Raw genomic sequence first — 16246 nt, forward strand, 5'->3', positions numbered from 1 at the left:
CAGGGCGGGGGAGGTACCGTCCGGGGGGGCGACGGAGGGGCGTGACGTGCGGGACGAGCAGGACGGGCGGGACGGGCGGTGATGCGCGACCTGCTGCCGCCCGGCGTGCACGTGGCCGAGTCCTTCGGCGATCCGCCCGGCGCCGTGCTGCTGCCCGAGGAGGAGCCGGCCGTCGCGCGCGCCGTGGACAGGCGCCGCCGCGAGTACACCACCGTGCGGCACCTGGCCCGGCGCGCGCTGCGCTGCCTCGGGCACGGCGCGGCGGCCCTGCCCCCCGGCGAGGACCGCGCACCGCGCTGGCCCACGGGCGTGGTGGGCGCACTGACGCACTGCGACGGCTACCGCGCGGCCGCCGTCGCGGACGCCACCGTCGTGGCCTCCGTCGGCATCGACGCGGAACCCCACGAGGCGCTGCCGGAGGAGGCCCTGGGCGGCGTCGCCCTGCCCGAGGAGCGGGAACACCTCGCCCGACTGGACGCGGCACACCCGGAGTTCAGGTGGGACCGGCTGCTGTTCTCGGCCAAGGAGTCGGTCTACAAGGCCTGGTACCCGGTCACCGGTGCCTGGCTCGGGTTCGAGCAGGCGGTCCTGACCTTCGACCCCGCCGGCTCCTTCCGCGCCCGCGTCCTGCCGGAAGCGGTGGTGCCCGGCGGACCGGTGGTCTTCGACGGCCGCTGGTGCGTGACCCGGAGCTTCGTCACCACCGCCGTCGTGGTGACGCGCCCCGACGCCGCACCCCCCGCCCCGTGCGGCTGCCCGGCGCGGTGACGGGGGTGCCGGGGCCGTGGAGCGTGATGCCCGGGCATCCCGGCGTGCGGCCGGCGGACGGCAGGGCCGAGCCGCCGGAGACCCGCCCCGGCGGTTGCCACGGTGTCACTCCGGCGGGTTCCGCAGCGCGGCCACCACGTCCGCCACGTGCTCCGTCGGCAGTGAGTGGTGCCCCGCCCCCTCCACGGTGACCACCGTCGCACCGGGCAGCAGCGCACGCGCGCGTCCGGCGACCCGCCGGGCGTCGTGGGCCCGGCTCGCCCCGGCGAGGAGGACCAGCGTCGGCACCGCGCACCCGCGCAGCGCGGACGCGCCGGGGCGGCGGGCGGGCAGCACCTTGGTGCGGCGGGCGTGCGCGGTGGCGCCGAGGAAGGCGGCCCAGGCGGGGTCGCCGGGCGGGCGGCCCGTCTCCCAGCGGTGGAAGGACAGCACCCGCTGCGGGGTGGGGCGCGCCAGCATCGGCAGCGCCCGCAGGACGTAGGGCAGACGCAGGCCGGCGAAGCAGCCGACCGGGTCGAGCAGGGTCAGGCGGCTGAACCGCCCGGGTTCGCGCAGGGCCTGGTTCAGGGCGATCCACGCGCCGTAGGAGTGACCGCACAGGGCGGTCCGCTCCAGACCGAGGCCGTCGAGGACGGCGGTCAGCCAGGCCGCCAGGTCGTCCGCGTCGCGCGGCGGATCGCCGTCGGGCACGGTGCGGCCGAAGTCGCCGAGCAGGTCGACGGCGTACAGGCGGTGCGTGCGGGCGAGTGCGGGGGCGACGGAGTACCAGGCCATCGAGGTGGCGCCGCCACCCGGGAGCAGCACCAGGGGCGGGGCGTCCTCGGGACCGCAGGCGTGCACCCGGGCGGGGCCGAAACGCGTGGGCACGTCGAGGGCGCGGGTGTCCTCGGGCCAGCGGCGCAGGAGTTCGTCGTACGCCGCGTCGAACGCGGAGCCCCCGCCGTCCCGCCCACCTGTCCCGTGCGCGGTGCTGTTGGTCATGGACACGCCTCACCTTCCCCCGTCGGGACGCGGACCGTTCCCGCATCCTTGCGCCCGACGGGCGACACGGCAAGCGAGGCACCCTTCCCAAGGCAGGGGGACGGGTTCACGATGGTCCGCACGGCACGGCCCGGCGAGCACCCCGACGGGAGGCGGCATGCGCACGCGGCGACCACCCCGGCACGCCCCCGCGGCCCCGCCCGGCGAGCGGTCGCGGCCGGGGCCACGGCGGGCGCCGGGCGGGCGCCCGGGGGCGTGGGGGTCAGCCGATCCCGGTCCAGCCCTGCGGGACCGTGCCGAGCCGGACCCGCTGCGGGTGGTCGCCCACCGGGGTGGAGGTGATCTTCCGCCCGGTGGCGAAGGAGATCGAGGTGACCTGGTCGGCGCCCGACTCCGAGACCACGCACGCGGCGCCGTCGCCCGTGACGGTGGACCAGTACGGCTTGGCGACCGGGATCAGCGGACCCTCCTGCAGGGTCGTGCGGTTCACGATCGTCGCGTAGTCGTCCATGGTGCCCGCGACGCACAGGTTCTGACCGCTCGGCTGCATGGTCAGCCCGTGGTGCCGGGAGTCGTTGACGAAGGAGGTGCGCTCGTCGGAGGTGGCCGGGTTCTTCGGCAGCGTCTTCATCCGGGTGATCTTGTCGGTGGCCACGTCGTACTCGAAGAAGCCGTTGAAGAACGACACCTGGAAGTAGAGCTTCGACTCGTCCGGGCTGAACGCCGCCGGGCGGACCGCGTCCGAGTAGGAGCCGTAGCCCGCCGCGTCCAGCCGCTGGCGCATGTCGATGGTGCGGACCACCTTGAGGGTCTCCGCGTCGGCGACGGTGATCCTGCGGTCGCCCTTGAGGAAGTCCATCCAGGGGGCGTCCAGGTCGTTGTTGACCTCGCCGATGGACATGTTCCAGATCTTGCCGTCCCGCGTGAAGACGTTCTCGTGCGGCTTGTCCCCGGTGGGGAAGTTGCCGATCTGCCGGCCGGTGTGGATGTCGAGCACGTGCACCTTGTTGCCGGTGGAGGCGGACACCGCCACCCGGTTGCCGTCCGGCGAGACCGCCATGTGGTCCGCGCGGAAACCGTCCACCTGGAAACGCCAGTTGATCCGGCCGGTGGTCAGGGAGACCGAGACCACGTCGGCGAAGCTCGGCCGGGAGACCACCACCGCGGAGCCGTCCGGGGTGGAGTACATGTCGTCGGCGAACTGGTCGTGGCCCTCGCCCGCGGTCTCCCTGATGACGAGGAAGCCGGCCAGGCGGACCGGGTTGAGGTAGATCTCCCGCAGCCGCTCGTCCTTGTCCGGGATCAGGTCGATCCTGCCGACCGGCGACAGCTGGGCGTCGGAGGACAGCACGCTCGCGGTGCCGTCCCAGTTGTTCGCGACGAACAGCACCTCGCGCCGCTGCGCGTCCGCGTCCTGGGCGCCTGCCTGCCCCGCACCCGTGACGGCCAGCACCGTCGCGGCCGCCAGGGCGGAGAACACGCGTCCACGTCCGACCTTGAGTCTCACGCTGTGCTCCTGTCTCTCGGGACCGGGTTGTTCCTCCGGGTTGCTGTTACCGGGGGTAAGGTAATGGCCCTACGGGACGGTAACCAGAGTTCGCGCATACCTGGCCGACGTGAGCACGCCCTCGCACTCCCCTTTCGGCCACGCCTCGTCCCCCAGGAGCCCCCATGGACTTCGGACTGGTCCTGCAGACCGACCCCCCGGCCGACCGCGTCATCGACCTGATGCGCCGCGCCGAGCGCAACGGCTTCACCCACGGCTGGACCTTCGACTCCGCCGTCCTGTGGCAGGAGCCGTTCGTGATCCACAGCCAGATCCTCGCCTGGACCGAGCGGCTGGTCGTCGGCCCGATGGTCACCAACCCCGGCACCCGCACCTGGGAGGTCACCGCCTCCACCTTCGCCACCCTCAACGACATGTACGGCGACCGCACCGTCTGCGGCATCGGACGCGGCGACTCCGCGATGCGGGTGGCCGGCCGTAAGCCCAACACGCTGGCCGCCGTGGCCGAGGCGATGCGGGTGATCCGCTCCCTCGCCTCCGGTGAGGAGACCGACCTCGGCGACGGCACCGTCATCCGCATCCCCTGGGTGCGGCCCGGCTCCCGGCTGCCCGTCTGGATGGCCGCCTACGGCCCGAAGGCACTGCGCACGGCCGGTGAGAAGGCCGACGGGTTCATCCTCCAGCTCGCCGACCCGCACCTCACCGAGTACATGGTGAACGCCGTCCGGCAGGCTGCCAGGGAGGCCGGGCGCGACCCGGCGGAGGTGACCGTCTGCGTCGCCGCGCCCGCGTACGTCACCGACGACGAGTCGCCGGAGGCGCTCGCCCACGCCCGGGAGCAGTGCCGGTGGTTCGGCGGCATGGTCGGCAACCACGTGGCCGACCTGGTCGCCCGGTACGGCGCGGACGGCTCGGTGGTGCCGCACGAACTCACCGACTACGTCCGCTCCCGCCAGGGCTACGACTACGCGCACCACGGCCGCAGCGGGAACCCGGACACGGCCTTCGTCCCCGACGAGATCGTCGACCGGTTCTGCGTCCTCGGCACCGTCGAGCGGCACGTCGAGAAGCTGGCCGCGCTGCGCGACCTGGGCGTCGACCAGTTCGCCGTCTACGACATGCACGACGCGCAGGAGAAGGTCGTGGACGCGTACGGGGCACACGTCATCCCCGCCCTCGGAGGCGACCGGGACCGGGGCACTCCCCGCGGAGGCGACCGGGGCCCGGGCGCTCCCCGCGGCGGCGCTTGACGGGGCGGCACCGCGCGGGTACGCCGGATGCGGCACGGGCCCCCACCGCGCCGCCGCACCGATCCGCCCCCCTCGGTTCAAGCCGGCGGGGCGGGTCAGCCCGCCGGCTTCTCCAGCGCGGCCAGCGCCTCGCCCGCCGCCTTCGCCGCGCCGTCACGGATCTTGTCGGCGCTCGGCGTCGTCTTCTCCACGAAGTCGCCGCCGTTGTACGTCACCACGACGATCGCGTTGCCCGAACGGACCGTCAGCTCGGTCTCCTGGACCTTGTTGCCCTTGTCGCTGGTGACCGCGCTCAGCGAGTACGCCTCGTCGCCGAGTCCCTTGAACGGGCCGCCCTTCCCCTCGGCGACGCGGTCGAAGGCCTTCTGCGCGTCCTCGGTGGAGCGGCGGATCTCGAACGAGACGTCCAGCCAGCGGTAGTCGTAGCCCTTCAACGCGTGCCACTGGCACATCCGGCGCACGTCCTTGTCCGTGGACGCGAGTTCACCGGTGGTCAGCTTCCCGGGCACCAGGGAGGTGACGGTCTTCTTGGACACCGCCTTGCAGGGGTCCGGGGCCTTCGTGTGCGTTTTCCCGGCCTCGTCCGTCTTCTTCCCCGGCTCCTCGTCGTCCTTCCCGGACGCTTCCCCCGAATCGCCCGAGTCGCCCGCATCGCCGGAGTCGGCCGAGGACCCCGAGGAGGTGGACTCCTGGCCGCTCGCGGCCGCCTCGGGCGGATCGGCGAGCGGGCCGACGGACATCGCCCAGCCGGCGGAGGCGAGCACGACGACCGGCATCAGGCGCACAGTCAGAGCGAGCGGCAGAGGAAAAGGCACGGCGCACTTCTCTGGGAGACGACGGCGGAGCCTGCCGGGGCAGGCGCACGCCAGTCAAACACGTGTTTCCGTCACGACGGAAGTCCGAACTCGCTCCGTGGCCGACCGGTCACGCGCCCGCGCGCGGCCGGAACCGGTCACTCCACGGAGAGCTGGGCGGAGCGGCCGCCCGAGGGGGCCGACGGACGCTCAGCAGACGCCGTCGCCCGGCTTGGGATTGCCCAGGCCGAACAGCGGGCGGAGCTTGAGGCCGATCCACGTGCCGCCGAGCGCGAAGGCTCCCCAGAGCCAGCCGTGCAGGCTGCCGGAGGCGATGCCCGCCAGGTAGGCGCCGATGTTGCAACCGCCCGCCAGCCGCGCGCCGATGCCCATCAGCACACCGCCCAGCACGGCCGCCACGGCCGTGCGCCAGGGGATGTTCCGGTGCAGGGCCCAGGTACCGCCGAGGGAGGCGGCGAGAGCGGCGCCGATCATGATGCCGATGTCGGTCAGACTGGTCCTGTCGGCCAGCACCGGACCGGCGAGCATCTCCGCGTTGCCGGGACGCTGCCACCAGGTCCAGTTCTCCGGGTGTCCGCCCAGCGCGCCGACCAGTTCGGAGCCCCACAGGCTGAAGGCGCTGGTGATGCCCCACGCCCCGCCGGAGACCAGCAGCACCGCACCGCCCAGGGCCGCCAGCACCAGGGCGCCGACAGCCAACGGCCATGAGCCGCGTACCGCGCGGGCCAGGGCGCCGCGCGCCGAGGGCACCGCGTCCACCGGGGGCGGGTTGCGGCGGGCCTGGACCCGTCGGCTCACCAGCACCACCAGCACGAGTGCGGCGATCGTCACCGCCCAGGAGCCGAACCAGCCGACGTGGTCCGCCAGGACCACCGGCTCGAAGGCGGGCAGGTCCTTCCAGAGGTCGAACTGCCAGGCGGCGAGGGTGGCTCCGGCGATGAACCCGCCGAGGGTGAGCACCAGCGTGGACTGCCCGGACCCGACCACGTACAGCGTGCCTGAGGCGCAGGCGCCGCCCAGCTGCATGCCGATGGCGAACAGCACCGAGCCGAGCAGCAGGCCCAGGCCCAGCGGCCCCGCCGAGGGGGCGGGTGCCGAGCCGAACAGGCCCGTCCCGGTGCCCAGGACGAGGGCGAAGAGGGTGGCGGTGGTGCCGAGCAGCAGGGCGTGGGCGCGCAGACCGGTCCCGTTGCCGACGGCGACCAGCTGCCGCCAGGCGGAGGTGAACCCGAACCGGGAGTGGAACAGACCCACCCCGAGACCGAGGCCGAGCAGCAGCAGCACGCCCGGCTTCGCCCCGTGTGCCGACCACACGTAGGCGGTGAGCGCGACGGCGAGCAGCGCGGAGACGGCCAGCGGTCCCTTGCGGACCGGCCCGAGCGGCGGGGCGGCGGGAGCCGGACGGGAGGTGGGGGCGGGCGGGAGGAGGGCGGCGGACCGGGCGCGCGGCGGCGCGGCCGTCACCTCGGCGGGAGGCGCGGTGGTCAAGGAAGGGCTCCAGGATCGCTAGGTCGCGTGGGGGGAGGGTGCTGAGGTCGTCGGGAGTCGCCGGCGGCGCGTGCGGCGCCGACGGCGGACGTGGATCAGCGGCGACAGAGAGCGTCGTCGACGCACCAGGCCGAGCACGCGAAGAGCGCGAGGGACAGCAGGGAGGCGGGTGCGGACATGCCGACGACGGTATACGTGCATGTTGCATGAATCCAGCGCCGTCTCGCCATGCGGGCGCTCCGGTGAGACGGCGGCCTGCCGCCGAGTGTTCGCGCGACGCCCTCGGGCCCACCCGTCAGGGCACCCGCGCGGTCCACTCCTCCGCGGCGAACTTCGTCCGCACCAGCTCCTCGGCGCGGGCCATCTCCTCGGCGGTGACCTCGCCGGCCGTCAGTCCGTGGCGGTTGCGGAAGGAGGCGATCATGTTCTCGATCACCTGCTCGCGCGCCAGACCGGTCTGCCGCCGCAGTGGGTCCACCCGCTTCCTGGCGCTCCGGGTGCCCTTGTCGGACATCTTCTCCCTGCCGATGCGGAGCACCTCGAGCATCTTGTCGGCGTCGATGTCGTAGGACATCGTCACGTGGTGCAGGACGGCGCCGGGTCCGCCGTCCGGGCCCACCATCCGCTTCTGCGCCGCGCCGGCGATCTTGCCCGCCTCGGTGGCGATGTCGTTGAGCGGCTGGTACCAGGCCTTGATGCCCATGTCGCCCAGCGCCTCCAGCACCCAGTCGTCGAGGTAGGCGTAGCTGTCGGCGAAGGAGAGGCCCGAGACCAGGGACTCCGGGACCGACAGGGAGTACGTGATCGTGCTCATCGGCTCCACGAACATCGCCCCGCCGCCCGAGATCCGCCGCACCACCGTGATGCCGTGGCGGGCCGCGCCCTGCGGGTCCACCTCGTTGCGCAGCGACTGGAAGCTGCCGATGATCACGGCCGGCGTCGCCCACTCCCACACCCGCAGGGTCGGCGCCCGCCGTCCGGCGGCCACCTCGGCGGTGATCACCTCGTCCAGCGCCATGTGCAGGGCGGGCGGCTGCGGGCCGGTGTGGATCAGCTGCCAGTCGTAGTCGCCCCACTCGGTCGCACGGGCCAGCGCGCGCCGCACGGCGACGCCGACGCCCTCCGCGGTGAGTCCCAGCATCACCGTGTTCTCCGGCAGGGCAGCCGTGATCCTGGCCGCCAGCCCTGCCGCGTCCGTCGTGGCGGGAGCGCCCTCCAGGGCTTCGTCGATCGCCAGGAGGGCCTCGTCGGGCTCCAGGAAGAAGTCCCCCGCCACCCGCACGTCGCGCAGCACGCCGTCCCGGACGTCCAGGTCCACGACGACCAGCTTCCCGCTGGGCACCTTGTACTCGCCATGCACAGCTCCGGCTCCCTCCGGTCCCGGGTCCGCCTCGCGCGCGGCCCACTCCACCCCATGATCGCTCGCCGCGGCCCCGGACGCAGCGGGAGTCCGCGCCGGCCGTCACCGTCCCCACCGCCCGTCCCGGCGGGCGACCTGCCGGTCGAACCGGCGGGGTGGACGCGGCGCGGCACCGGGGCGTCGTCGTCGATACTGGGCATCACGGCGTGGACGGGGGAGCGGTGGACTGGTCGACGAGTCTTCTCGGGTTCGCCGCGGGTCTGCTGACCGCGGCGGTGACGGCGCCCGTGGGAGTGTCCGGCGCGGTCCTCCTGCTGCCCGTCCAGCTGAGTGTGCTGGGCGTGCCCAGTCCGGCCGTCACCCCGACCAACCTCCTCTACAACGTCGTCGCGGGGCCCGGCGCCCTGCTGCGCTACCGGCGGGACGGGCGCCTGTACGGTCCGCTGACGCGTCTCCTCGTCGCCGGAACCCTGCCCGGCGTGGTCCTCGGGGCGGTGATCCGCGTCTTCGCCGTCCCGGGCCCCGTCGTCTTCCGGATGCTGGTCGCGGTCCTCCTCCTGCCCCTGGGCCTGTGGCTCGTCGCCCGGACCCTGCGGCCCGCGCCCGCCCCGACCCCCGCACCCGCCCCAACGTCCGTACCCGCACCGGCCCCGGCCCTCGCACCGGCCCCCGCCTTCGGTCACGCGCCGGGCGAACCGTCGCCCCGAACGGTCACCGTGCTGGCCGTCGCCGTCGGAACGGTCGGCGGGATCTACGGCATCGGCGGGGGCTCCATCCTGGGGCCGATCCTGGTCGGGCGGGGCATGCCCGTCTCCAGGGTCGCCCCGGCCGCCCTCGCCACCACCTTCCTGACCTCGGTGGTCGGCGCCGGCACCTACGGCCTGCTGTCCCTGACCGGCAACGGGCACATCGCCCCCGACGTCCTCCTCGGCCTGTCCTGCGGACTGGGCGGCCTGGCCGGCGGCTACCTCGGCGCCCGACTCCAGCCCCGCCTGCCCGAACGCCTGCTCCGCCTCGTGCTGGGCTCGCTGGCCGCGGCGGTCGGCGGGCTCTACGCGGCGCAGGCCCTCGTGTAGGCGGGTCCGGGCACGACCCGCGGTACCGCCGGCTCCGGCGCCCGCTTCCGCCCCCTCGTCGCGGAGGCGGGTGATCACTACACTCGCCCGAGCGTTCGTCGTCCGGACCCCCGCACGGAAACAGCGAGGTGGAAGCCCCATGTTCACGACCCGGCCCACGCTCCAGGGCACCTTCGGCATGGTGGTCCCGGGGTCGGATCGCTGACCTGGGGCTTTGCCGCCCGTCGAGTCCCTGACCTGCGGCAATGCTTCTTTCAGTGTCGTTGGACGGGGTACCGGCTTACGTATCCGGAACTCCCCAGAGCCTCCCTCCGCGACGAAAACTCCCCAGCCGCTCCCCAGGGGGAGCGGCTGGGGAGCGCATGGTGAAGGCCGCTCCGCTGTGGATCCGGCCCAACGGGCAGATGGCCCGAGCTGGCGGATGCCGTCGACGAGGCGCTGTTCGGTCTCAGGAGCGACGTCACCAGGGTGCTCATCTACCTTCCCTGGACCCCAGGAACGGCGACCCCGTCCCCGGATTCACCGTGACGTCACGCGCGTCGGTCACCACGGCACCGGGAATCTGGAAGTGCGGCTGGCACGGAGCGCGAAAGGTGAGGGCGGCCGCAGAGTTGTTCCGCCTCAGCTACGCCCTGGCCTGACGTCGCTTCCGGAGCCCGGCGGCGGACAAGAGCGATCGTTGCTCAGGAACTCGCGTGCGCCGCGCAGGCCGGTGCGGAGTTTTCGCTGGGTGGCACGGCTGTCGAGGCGTACGTCCAGTGGGTCGGGATGCGGGCTCTCCGCGCGAAGGCCCGTGGGCAGCCGGGTGGTGTCGAGGCCGTCGCGCCTGGCGATCAGGAAGCCGAGTTCGTGGCGGCTGAGGGCGTCGGCTCCGCCGAGGTGATGGACGCCGTGCGCCTGCGAGGCCGCGAGCTCCAGCAGGGCTTCGGCGAGGTCGGTGACATGGACCGGGCATCGGACGTCGTCGGTGAACAAGGCGCCGGCGCGGGTGCCGGCGGCGAGTTGGCGCACCAGGCGTTCGTGTTCGGACCGGCCGCCGCCGATGATCAGTGAGGTACGGGCGACGACACTGCCGGGATGCACCAGGCGGACTCCGGTCTCGGCCGCGGCCTTGGCCGCTCCGTAGGGGGTCACCGGGTCGGGCGGTTGTGCCTCGTTGTAGTGGACGAGGCGGCCGGAGAAGACCGCGTCGCTCGACACGTGGATCAGCCGGCTGCCCGACCTCGCGGCGGCGAGCGCGAGCCGGAGGGGAGCCTCGGCCGTGACCCCCCAGTCGGCAAGCCCGCTGGAAGCGTTGATGACGACCTGGGGACGTGCCTCGGCCATCACCCGCTGGACCTGGACAGGCTCCCGAAGATCGAGCCGATACCAGGCGACGGGCTGCCCTCTGTCCCGGGGCGGTCTGGAGGAGTAGGTCGCTGCTGTCGCGTGGTCTGCCGCGACCGCTCGCCGGACCAGTTCGGCGCCGAGGAAGCCTGAACCGCCGACGATCAGCATCTCCATGCCGTACCCCTCCTTCCAGGTACCCGCTCCGGCCCCGTCGAGTTCAGGGACGTGCGGGTTCGCGAGCACCCGTTCCCAGTGATTCCTCAGCTTCGCTGACAGGCTCTGCTTTGGGGACGGATCAGGATTGACCGGCACCGGTCTGATGGTCACGACGCAGCAGAACCACGGCGTATCCGGGCCCGTCCGGGCTGCGGTGCAGCTCCTCCAAGGCCCAGCAGGTCGAGTCCGTGATCACTTCCGTAATCTCCTCCGACGTGGGGAACCAGTAGTCGAACCACGGCGTCGCGATATCGGCGGAGCGGACGCGGATGCGTGCCTGTCCAGGGGAATGCCCTCGCCCCACGTTCCAGGCGCGGTAGGCGGCGTGGACACTGTCGTCTCCGCCCGGATCCGTCCCCGTCCCGATCAGCCGGCCGCCGGACCTGGTCACCGTCGCGAGAGCCTCCAGGACTCGCGGTGCCGTCCGGAGGCTGCCCAGCAGGCCGACGTTGTTCCCGAAGAGGGTCACGGTGTCGAACTCCCCGAGTCCTGGCGGCATATCCGGAACGGAACCGACCACGTTCTCCACGCCGCGGTCCCGCATCACCTTCACCGTGCCCGCAGACGCGTCCAGCCCCATCACGTCCAGCCCTCTAGCGGCCCATGGGACCGCGTGGCGACCACCACCGCAGCCCACGTCCAGGATCCGCCCTGCCGCCGCTCGCTCCCACGCCCACTGCTCCAGGGCTGCCCAGCGCTCGGGCTCTGCGAAGTACGTGGAGGCGTCGTGGGCGTCGATTCGGCCGTCATCCCGCTCGATGATCTCGACGGCCGACCATGATGCGGCTCCGGCAGCCCAACACTGAGTCAGAATCTGCCCGAAGGCATCGCCGATTTTCGGTTCCTTCGTAGGAAGTTCCATGGCCCGATGCTGTCCGTCCGCTTCCATCCGCTGCAGCCGAATTGTCTCCGACGGCCGGCGTCTTGGCCGGATCGCTGCGACGGGTTCCGGCCATCCACCTGTCCACGGTAAGGCTGGCAGGCACGGACCAAGGCGAGGCGTACGGCTGAAAGCTGCGGTGCCATCCCCACATCGCGCTGGAGGCCAGAGAAACGGGCACCGGGCGTTCAGGAAGCTGGCACGCTGTACTTTTCGTGGGGGATGCCACGCTCCCACACCGTTTCGAACGCCGCGGCGCACAGCGCGACGGCGGCCGGGTCCGCCGTACGTTCCCTGCAGTCCGGTGCCCAGTCGCCGGTCCCGGTGAAGTGGTGGAACTGCACGACGCGGTCGTCGAGAAGCCAAAAGTCATTGCCGGGCAGCGCGATGTCCGAGGCACGGCGGCGTGGCAGCCACCGCACGTCCTCGCCGGCCTGCAGATTGAGAGGCGTGATGGCGTGCTCGTAGCGGATGTAATCGGTGACCGGCTCGGAGACGATCCGCGCGCGCCGCATCATCACTCTGCGGGTGACCGCGTCCTGCACGAGCGGCGTCCGCTGCGGCCAGAACGAGCGGGCCGGGTCGAGATTCGGTACGCCGGTGCGCAGAAACGACTCGAAGTCCTTCCGTTCGTCGCCCACCGCGTAGACATCGCGCATCTCCAGGTGAACCGCCGTGCGGTGGGTATCAGCGAGCAGCTCAGCGAACGTCGCGGTGTGCAGTGTCTGTGCGTTCAGCGGCATCACACGCCTCCCTCAAAGTGCCTGCAGCAGCAGTGACAGTTACCGTAATCGACGGTGAATGGGTCGCGCTTCGGGAGCACGTTCCGCACCCGCTGCGGCCACTTCTGATGCTGGTCAAGGTGAGAGTGACGTCCAAGCTGCACCTGCAGCGGCAGCGCCATCTGTCGGTGGTCTTCCCCGGGTAGGGCTCCAGCGGTTCGAACCCGGCTGCACGTGCCTCGGCCGCGGCCGAGGCAAGGTCGGTGCGGCCACTGGCTCGGGGACACTTCTTGCAGCCGGTCGTTCCCGACCGGACTGAGGAAAGGCGCGTCGCGACCTCGTTACCGCAGGAACAGAGGCAGCGCCAACGGTCGGCGGTGCGGCCAGGGTAGGGCTCCAACGGTTCGAATCCGGCCGCTCGTGCTTCGGCGGACGCCTCCTCGTCGGTTGCCGAGTTGCGGCCACAGAACCGGCAGCCCTTCGAACCGCTGTTGACGTTGGAGTAGGTGGGGCTGGTTTCACGGCTGCACTTCGTGCAGCGGCACCGCCACGGTGTTGCGTTGCCTGGGTACGGCTCCAGCGGTTCCAGGCCGGCGGCACGCATGGTCTGGGCCGCCTTCGGCGCGTTCTTGGCAGAGCGCTTTGCCTGCGTCTCTCTTGCTCGGCAGACGCGGCAGCGCTGCCCCGCGTTGCGGACGGCGTTGAACGTCGGACGCCCCTGGTGTCCGCAGATCATGCAGCGCGACGGCCAGGTCGCGTTGGTGCGACCTGGATACGGCACGAGTGGCTCGTATCCACAGGCCCGCATCTCGGTGGCTGCGGCTTCCGCGTCAATGAGGACCGAGGTACTGGGCCGGCCGCCCGCTCGAGGTACATAAGGTTTCTCAATGGCTCGGGTCTCTTCCTCGACCATGGCCCAGACATCGGCCGCCGTAATGAGGGAGGCGGAGCATGTCTCGGTCCACCCGTTCGGCATGACATCGCTTCTGACGAAGGGAACGAGCCCAGCTTCACGGAGGCGACCCAGCACTGCCTGCTCAACGTCGTAGGCGGCCGCTCCAGTCGCGTACTCACGGGCTTGGTGCAGCCGCCAACCCTGGCGCTCGTGTTGGATGAGACGCGAGGTGTACCCGGTACACGCTCCGATCCCGATCTTGACGGCGTTCCACTCGCGGTGGGTGATCACGTAGACCTTCGACGGCCCTGCAAGGTCGATGCCGTGAGTGGCGCAGAACCTGCATCCTCCACCCAAGCGGACCTTCATGAGCGTCGGCGAAACCTCGTTGCCGCAGGTCGTGCAACGGCACCACCACGCAGTTGTCGAGGTGGCATACGGCTCCAGCGGCTCCAGCCCAGCACTACGCATGACAGCGATGGCCACGTCCGGGGCAGTCTTTCTGCGCGCTGTCGCTCTGGCGTCGGCACAGCGCCGACAACCTCCTTGACCCGCCAGAATGCCGCCCAGCCTCGGTGACGTCTCATGACCGCAGCCGTTGCAGCGACACCGCCACGCCTTGTCGCGACCCCCGGGATACGGTTCCAGCGGTTCCAGGTCTGCGGCGCGCATGAGAGCCTCGGCCTCGTCGGCCGGCCACCGACGCCGACCGCCGGGGGAGGGAGCGCAGTACGGACAGGCCCGCAGACCGCGCTTGAGATTGCTCAACTTGATCTGGACGTCCCGACCGCACCCGAGGTGGCGACAGCGCCACGGCTCGCTGGGACCTGGGTAAGGTTCCAGCGGGTCCAGACCGAAGCCCTTCGCCACCTCCATGGCCTGGACGCCGTCAGCGCGCGGCAGTTCACGGCGCCGCGCCCATGCCTGACTGATGCCCTGCCCAGCTTTCTTGCGTCCGCAGGGGCGGCAGCCACCTTGTCCCCGCTTGACCGACCCATGAGTGGGGGTCCCGATCGTGCCGCAGGTCGTGCAGCGGCACCGCCAGGGGATATCCGTGCCGGGGTAGGGCTCCAGTGGTTCCAGACCCGCCGAGGTCATGAGCGCGGCAGCTTGACGGGGGTCGACCGGCGCGTTGGGGACGCACCAGCGGCACGGTCCGCCGCCGCGCTTGATGTGGGAGTAGCGCGGCTTGACCTCCCGGCCGCACGCCACATGACGGCAGCGCCACGGGGGCGTCGCCCCGGGATACGGCTCCAGCGGTTCCAGACCGGCCGCGCGCATCAACGCCACCGCCTCCTCCGGAGGAATCGGCGCCGTTCCCGAGCAGAACCGGCAGCCACTCTGGCGGCCTCTGGCAACGTTAGTCAGCCGCGGCGTCACTTCTCTTCCGCACGCTTCATGACGGCAGCGCCACGGGCTGCCGCTGCCCGGATACGGCTCCAAGGGGACAAGCCCGGCCTCGCGCATGATCATCACAGGATCGCGCGGATCCTTCCGAGGACGTCCCGTCGCCACCCAGCCTCCTCCCGACATGTCTGAAGCCCGAGGAGAGGATGGCACGCGACACTGACAATGAGTGCCGAGTCGGTCAATCAGCCGAACTCGGTCCTTGGCGTGTGCCCGAGGCGCATCCGTCGTAGAGCTGTGATGTGCCTCTCGATCCTCCGATCCAGCCGATGCTCGCCGCAGCGGGTGACGGGCTGCCCCGGGACGCAGCTTTAGGCGGTCTGGCGTACGAACAGAAGGCCGACGGCTACCGAGCCCTCGTCTTCGCCGGGCCCGGTCGTGCCCACCTGCAGTCGCGGAACGGCAGCGACCTCACGCCAGCCTTCCCTGATCTAGCCGCAGCCACTCGTGCCCTTCCGGAAACGATGGTTCTCGACGGAGAGTGCGTCGTTGCCTCCGGGGCCGCCTGGACTTCAGTGCCCTCCAGGCCCGGGGTCGCCGTCGTGGTGCCGCCCGGGCGGCAGCGGTCGAACATCCGGCGCATCTCGTTGTTCGACGTCCTGGAGCTCGCGGGCTGCCCGCCCCACGGCCCGTCACCCTCGCTCTGATCGTTGAAGGACCAGTGTGCTAGTTGATGTCGGCGGTGTGCGCGGTGGTGGCTAGGCGCGGTAGAAACTTTGCATGTGGTGGAGAAAAGCATGGTGGACGGTTCTGGCATTGGGCGGCGCGGCATTGCTGGCCGGAGTGGTGGCTGTTGTCTTTACCCCGCTCACGCGGCATCTGACGTTCTGGGTGACAGGGAGCGAGTGGTCCCAGCTGGACGCCTCGGCTCGGGCTGCGGCCGTGGGTCAGTTCCGCCTCGCCGTCGTTCAGGTGGTGGCTGCCGTTGGGGCCGCCATCGCCTTGACCTATACAGTGCGTACCTTTCGGCTCAGTCGCCGAGGTCAGGTCACCGACCGCTTCACCAAGGCGCTGGAGCGGTTGACCTCGGAGGAGGCGTACGTACGCATCGGGGGTGTTTTGGCGATGGAACAGATTGTGCAGGATGCACCGGATCAGGGCGATCACGCGGCGCGGGTGCTCAATGCGTTCGTGCGGCGCCATGCACCGGATGCCGCGAGGACAACCCTGGCGGCAGCGCAGTTGCCGAAGAGGCCGGAGGAGCATGTCCAGGAGGCGCTGCGCGCGCTGACGGCAAAGCAGCCCTGGCGTATTGGCCGTCGCATGCCGGTGGACCTGGCTGGCCTGCATCTGAAGGGGGCTGGGCTTGAGGACGCGCAGCTGCGGGGGGCGTCGCTCAAGGACGCCTTTCTCGTTGGTGCCAACCTGCGGGGTGCGATGCTCAAGGGTGCCGATTTTTCGGGTGCGGACCTCACCGGGGCTGATCTGTCCACTGCCCGGGGGCTGAGTGAAGCGCAGATCCTGCAGGCGGGCTGTTTGCGCCTATGCCGTCTGCCTGAGGCGCTTGCCGCTTGTAGTGAGGTCACCAGCCGTGTCGACGCGAGTGGGTGAG

13 protein-coding genes and 1 pseudogene are annotated in these 16246 nt (G+C 71.6%); 6 read left to right on the top strand and 8 right to left on the bottom strand.

From position 1 onward, the window contains the following. Positions 1 to 78 precede the first annotated feature (78 nt). Positions 79 to 768 (top strand): 4'-phosphopantetheinyl transferase family protein, encoded by a 690-nt coding sequence (locus Sfr03f_RS05990; protein ID WP_218028125.1) that lies wholly within the window; start codon positions 79 to 81, stop codon positions 766 to 768. 105 nt (positions 769 to 873) lie between these two features. Here Sfr03f_RS05990 and Sfr03f_RS05995 read toward each other — a convergent pair whose 3' ends face one another. After that, positions 874 to 1749, bottom strand: coding sequence for an alpha/beta fold hydrolase (locus tag Sfr03f_RS05995; protein ID WP_108952627.1), 876 nt, complete (start codon positions 1747 to 1749; stop codon positions 874 to 876). Between the two features lie 262 nt (positions 1750 to 2011). Then, complete coding sequence (locus Sfr03f_RS06000) at positions 2012 to 3256, bottom strand: YncE family protein (protein ID WP_372514295.1); 1245 nt, start codon at positions 3254 to 3256, stop codon at positions 2012 to 2014. Positions 3257 to 3420: 164 nt separating this feature from the next. On the opposite strand from Sfr03f_RS06000, the pseudogene Sfr03f_RS06005 reads away from it, so the two are divergent. Beyond that, positions 3421 to 4434 (top strand): annotated as a pseudogene (locus tag Sfr03f_RS06005) (TIGR03842 family LLM class F420-dependent oxidoreductase); the annotation flags it as partial. A gap of 167 nt (positions 4435 to 4601) precedes the next feature. Here Sfr03f_RS06005 and Sfr03f_RS06010 read toward each other — a convergent pair. The 3 genes from Sfr03f_RS06010 to lplAB all read right to left on the bottom strand — a co-directional run bounded on the left by Sfr03f_RS06010 (position 4602) and on the right by lplAB (position 8169). After that, a complete protein-coding gene (locus Sfr03f_RS06010) occupies positions 4602 to 5321 on the bottom strand; it encodes a hypothetical protein (protein ID WP_245967418.1) in 720 nt (239 codons plus the stop codon). Between the two features lie 189 nt (positions 5322 to 5510). Beyond that, on the bottom strand, positions 5511 to 6809 hold the full coding sequence (locus Sfr03f_RS06015; protein ID WP_108952631.1) for a YeeE/YedE family protein: 1299 nt from the start codon (positions 6807 to 6809) through the stop codon (positions 5511 to 5513). Between the two features lie 295 nt (positions 6810 to 7104). Then, positions 7105 to 8169, bottom strand: a complete 1065-nt coding sequence (gene lplAB, locus Sfr03f_RS06020) for a lipoate-protein ligase LplAB (RefSeq protein WP_108952632.1) — start codon at positions 8167 to 8169, stop codon at positions 7105 to 7107. Positions 8170 to 8390: 221 nt separating this feature from the next. Here lplAB and Sfr03f_RS06025 point away from each other — a divergent pair, with 221 nt between their 5' ends. After that, positions 8391 to 9245 (top strand): sulfite exporter TauE/SafE family protein, encoded by an 855-nt coding sequence (locus Sfr03f_RS06025; RefSeq protein WP_108952633.1) that lies wholly within the window; start codon positions 8391 to 8393, stop codon positions 9243 to 9245. 621 nt (positions 9246 to 9866) lie between these two features. Here Sfr03f_RS06025 and Sfr03f_RS06030 read toward each other — a convergent pair. From Sfr03f_RS06030 to Sfr03f_RS06040, 3 genes are all read right to left on the bottom strand, one after another. Continuing rightward, positions 9867 to 10748: a sugar nucleotide-binding protein gene (locus Sfr03f_RS06030; protein WP_108953477.1), complete on the bottom strand. Its 882-nt coding sequence runs from the start codon at positions 10746 to 10748 to the stop codon at positions 9867 to 9869. A 121-nt stretch (positions 10749 to 10869) separates the two neighbouring features. Continuing rightward, complete coding sequence (locus Sfr03f_RS06035; protein WP_159105553.1) at positions 10870 to 11652, bottom strand: class I SAM-dependent methyltransferase; 783 nt, start codon at positions 11650 to 11652, stop codon at positions 10870 to 10872. A 206-nt stretch (positions 11653 to 11858) separates the two neighbouring features. Beyond that, positions 11859 to 12413 carry a DUF6879 family protein gene (locus Sfr03f_RS06040; protein ID WP_108952635.1) on the bottom strand — a complete coding sequence of 185 codons (555 nt, stop codon included), beginning with the start codon at positions 12411 to 12413 and terminating at the stop codon, positions 11859 to 11861. Positions 12414 to 12445: 32 nt separating this feature from the next. On the opposite strand from Sfr03f_RS06040, the gene Sfr03f_RS30150 reads away from it, so the two are divergent. The 3 genes from Sfr03f_RS30150 (at position 12446) to Sfr03f_RS06055 (ending at position 16245) form a co-directional block, all read left to right on the top strand. Further along, entirely contained in the window at positions 12446 to 12598 is a 153-nt protein-coding gene (locus tag Sfr03f_RS30150; protein ID WP_159105554.1) for a hypothetical protein, read from the top strand. 2365 nt (positions 12599 to 14963) lie between these two features. After that, positions 14964 to 15341 (top strand): ATP-dependent DNA ligase, encoded by a 378-nt coding sequence (locus Sfr03f_RS31650; protein WP_108952636.1) that lies wholly within the window; start codon positions 14964 to 14966, stop codon positions 15339 to 15341. A gap of 73 nt (positions 15342 to 15414) precedes the next feature. Continuing rightward, positions 15415 to 16245: a pentapeptide repeat-containing protein gene (locus Sfr03f_RS06055; protein ID WP_108952637.1), complete on the top strand. Its 831-nt coding sequence runs from the start codon at positions 15415 to 15417 to the stop codon at positions 16243 to 16245. Position 16246 lies beyond the last annotated feature (1 nt).

This window comes from Streptomyces fragilis (genome assembly GCF_003112515.1).
Classification (GTDB): Bacteria; Actinomycetota; Actinomycetes; order Streptomycetales; family Streptomycetaceae; genus Streptomyces; species Streptomyces fragilis.

Bases quoted from the DNA above. Each gene is read 5' to 3' on its own strand.
- Sfr03f_RS06055 (WP_108952637.1), top strand. From the start codon at position 15,415: ATGTGGTGGAGAAAAGCATGGTGGACGGTTCTGGCATTGGGCGGCGCG.
- Sfr03f_RS06030 (WP_108953477.1), bottom strand. From the start codon at position 10,748: ATGGAGATGCTGATCGTCGGCGGTTCAGGCTTCCTCGGCGCCGAACTG.
- Sfr03f_RS06035 (WP_159105553.1), bottom strand. From the start codon at position 11,652: ATGGAACTTCCTACGAAGGAACCGAAAATCGGCGATGCCTTCGGGCAG.
- Sfr03f_RS31650 (WP_108952636.1), top strand. From the start codon at position 14,964: ATGCTCGCCGCAGCGGGTGACGGGCTGCCCCGGGACGCAGCTTTAGGC.
- Sfr03f_RS06040 (WP_108952635.1), bottom strand. From the start codon at position 12,413: ATGCCGCTGAACGCACAGACACTGCACACCGCGACGTTCGCTGAGCTG.
- Sfr03f_RS05995 (WP_108952627.1), bottom strand. From the start codon at position 1,749: ATGACCAACAGCACCGCGCACGGGACAGGTGGGCGGGACGGCGGGGGC.